The organism is Kocuria sp. (assembly GCF_030536815.1).
Classification (GTDB): Bacteria; Actinomycetota; Actinomycetes; order Actinomycetales; family Micrococcaceae; genus Kocuria; species Kocuria gwangalliensis.
Window position 1 is genome coordinate 1 of record NZ_JAUNPE010000206.1, and the last position, 3269, is coordinate 3269.

Sequence of the window (3269 nt, forward strand, 5' to 3'; positions counted from 1 at the left end):
AACCGCCCCGACATCCTGGTCGCCGTGGGGTACGGGGACGCCGGAGAGGCCGCCCAGCTCGGACTCGCCGCCACCGACATCGAGGCCCTCGCCATTGACCTCGACCGCGGCAGCGAACCCGGTGAGGCCGCGCTCGAGGCGTGGGGCGAGCGCCCACTCGTGGGCGGCGTCGTCGGCGGCCGTACGGTGTGGCGCACCGATCTGGGGAGGGCCTCGGAAACCCTGGACCGACTCAAGGCCACCGCGCGCGGCCCCGTGAGTGTGGGAACCGCGACCCCGTTGCTGCACGTCCCCCACGATGTGGAGCGCGAAACCGCCCTGGACCCGGACATCAAGGAATGGGTTGCGTTCGCGGATCAAAAGGTCGCCGAGGTCGTCACGCTGTCCCGCGGGCTGAGCGACGGCTGGTCCACGGTGGCCGCCGAACTCGGCAAGGACGCGCAGATCCGCTCCCGCCGAGCCGCGCACCCGGCCACGCACCGCAAGGAGGTTCGTGCCCGCACCGCGGCCGTGCAGCAGCGGGACCGCGAGCGCGCGTCTGCCGATGAGCGCCGCACCGCCCAGGCCCAGCGGCTGAACCTGCCGCCGCTGCCCACCACGACCATTGGTTCGTTCCCCCAGACCCCCGGCATCCGCACCACGCGCGCCGATTTCCGCGCCGGCCGCATCGACCAGGCCGAGTACACGCAGAGGATCCGGGCCGAGATCGCACAGACCGTACGCACGCAGGAAGAGCTCGGCCTGGACGTGCTGGTGCACGGTGAACCCGAGCGCAATGACATGGTGCAGTACTTTGCCGAGGGTCTCGACGGGTTTGTCACCACCCAGCACGGGTGGGTGCAGTCCTACGGTTCGCGCTGCACGCGCCCGTCCATCCTGTTCGGTGACGTCTCCCGCCCGGCCCCCATCACGGTGGACTGGACCGGTTACGCGGCGTCACTGACGGATCGCCCGGTCAAGGGCATGCTGACCGGTCCGGTCACCATCCTGGCCTGGTCGTTCGTGCGCGACGACGCCCCCGCCCGCGAGGTCGCCGACCAGGTGGCCCTGGCCCTGCGCGACGAAATCACGGACCTCGAGGCCGCCGGAACCGCCGTCATCCAGGTGGACGAACCCGCCCTGCGCGAACTGCTGCCGCTCACGCTGGCCGACCGCCCGGATTACCTGGACTGGTCCGTGGGATCGTTCCGCCTGGCCACGGGCGGTGCGGAGACCGCAACCCAGATCCACACCCACCTGTGCTACTCCGAGTTCGAGACCGTGCTGGACGCCATCGACGGCCTTGATGCGGACGTCACCACGCTGGAGGCCTCGCGCTCCGGTTCGGGGATTGTGGACGGGCTGGCCGCGGGCAACTTCCCGCGTGACGTGGGCCCCGGTGTGTGGGACATCCACTCCCCGCGCGTACCCACCTTTGACGAGGTCGCTCAGCGTGTGCGCCACGCCGCCAAGGTCATTGGTGCGGACCGCGTGTGGGTCAACCCCGACTGCGGCCTGAAGACCCGCGGCTGGCCCGAGACCGAGGCCGCCCTCGATCGCCTCGTGGCCGCCGCCGTCACCGTCCGCGCGGAATTGACCCACGACGACGCCGCCTCGGCACCTTCCGTGGCCGCCGCCTCCGCAGACACCACCGCTCGTGCGGCGGAAGGGAGCCTCCTGTGACCGAGCACGTCAACGCCCCCCTGGGCACCCCCATTGTGGCGCCCATCCACCACAGCGCCGCGTATGCGTTCGCCAGCCTGGCCGACGCTCGGGCGGTCTTCGCGCAGCGTGCCTCCGGGTACACCTACGCCCGCACCGGCAACCCGAACGTCACCGCACTGGAATCCGCAGTGACCAAACTGGAACGCGCCGAGTGCGCCGTGGCCACCTCGTCCGGGCAGGCCGCGGTGACCCTGGCGTTACTCGCGCTGACCGGACCGGTCAACGGGCACGTGGTGGCGTCCTCCCACCTGTACGGCGGCACCGTGGACCTGCTCACGGACACACTCGCCGAAACCGGGTTGACCGTGACGTTCGCTGATCCGCGCCGGCCCGAGGAATGGGAGGCCGCGGTGACCTCACAGACCCGCGTGTTTTTCCTGGAGTCGATTGCCAACCCGCTCGCGGATCTCCCGGAACTGGAGACGATCGCGGACATCGCTCACCGCAACGGTGCCGTGGTGATCGTGGACAACACCGTGGCCACCCCGCATCTGTTCACCCCCGGCGAGCACGGGGCGGACCTGGTGGTCCACTCGGCCACCAAGTACCTCTCCGGTCACGGCGGCCCCCTGGGCGGTCTGCTGGTGGACACCGGCAACTTTGACCCCACCGAGGACCCGCAGCGTTGGCCGTGGCTGACCACATCGCATCCGCGCTGGGGTGATCGCTCCCCCGTGGAGGTCTACGGCGCCAAGCGTGCGCTGTTGGGCGTGGCCCGCTGCAAGTACCTCAACGACCTGGGCCCGTGTATGAGCGCCATCACGGCCCACGAGATCCTGCAGGGAATCTCCACGCTGGGAGTGCGCGTGGAGCGCCAGTCGGCCACGGCGGCGTCGTTGGCGGCAACCTTGAACCGGCACCCGGCCGTGGCCCGCGTGCACCACCCGCATTTCGGCGGTGCGCGGCAGGAAGAGTTGTACGAGCAGGGTGGCTACCGGGGCGCCGGCGGGGTGTTCTCGATCGATCTCAACGGCGTCCCAGAGCAGGTCGAGCACGTGGTCGATTCCCTGCGACTCATCAAGCTCGCCGCCAACATCGGCGACGTGCGCACCCTGGTGGCCCACCCCGCGAGCATGACGCATTGCCGTCTGACCCCCGAGCAGTTCCGTGCCAGCGGCATCACCGGGCAGACCCTGCGCTTCACCGTGGGCCTCGAGGATGTCGCGGACCTCACCGCGGACCTGTTCCAAGCACTGTCCGTGATCGCGGACGCCACCGAGGCGCCGGCGGCGTGGGAACACCTCCCCCACACCGCCCGCGCCACCGCCCACCAGCAGAAGGACTCTTTCCATGACCATCACTGATTTCTCGCTGCCCGGCCTGGCCACGCGCGCCATTCACGCCGGTCAGGAACCGGACCCCACCACCGGTGCCGTGGTCCCGCCGATCTACCAGACCTCCACGTTCGTGCAGGACGGCGTCAACCAATTCCGCACCGGCGGCTACGAGTACAGCCGCGGTTCCAACCCCACGCGCGGCGGATTCGAGGAACAGCTCGCCGCTGTGGAGCGCGGCACCCGTGCGTTCGCGTTCGCCTCCGGCATGGCCGCCGAAGACGCCCTGTT

The 3269-nt window shown here is 70.3% G+C and carries 3 protein-coding genes; all 3 read left to right on the forward strand.

What is annotated here, in order from left to right; translation table 11 throughout:
• Nucleotides 1–1662 (forward strand): 5-methyltetrahydropteroyltriglutamate--homocysteine S-methyltransferase (gene metE, locus Q4E95_RS12135; protein WP_303383551.1); only part of this gene is annotated, 1662 nt, incomplete at its 5' end.
• Nucleotides 1659–3008 carry an aminotransferase class I/II-fold pyridoxal phosphate-dependent enzyme gene (locus Q4E95_RS12140; RefSeq protein WP_303383552.1) on the forward strand — a complete coding sequence of 450 codons (1350 nt, stop codon included), beginning with the start codon at nt 1659–1661 and terminating at the stop codon, nt 3006–3008. The genes metE and Q4E95_RS12140, both read left to right, overlap by 4 nt.
• Nucleotides 2995–3269, forward strand: a 275-nt coding sequence (locus Q4E95_RS12145) for a PLP-dependent transferase (RefSeq protein ID WP_303383553.1), incomplete at its 3' end; no start/stop codon positions are given. The genes Q4E95_RS12140 and Q4E95_RS12145, both read left to right, overlap by 14 nt.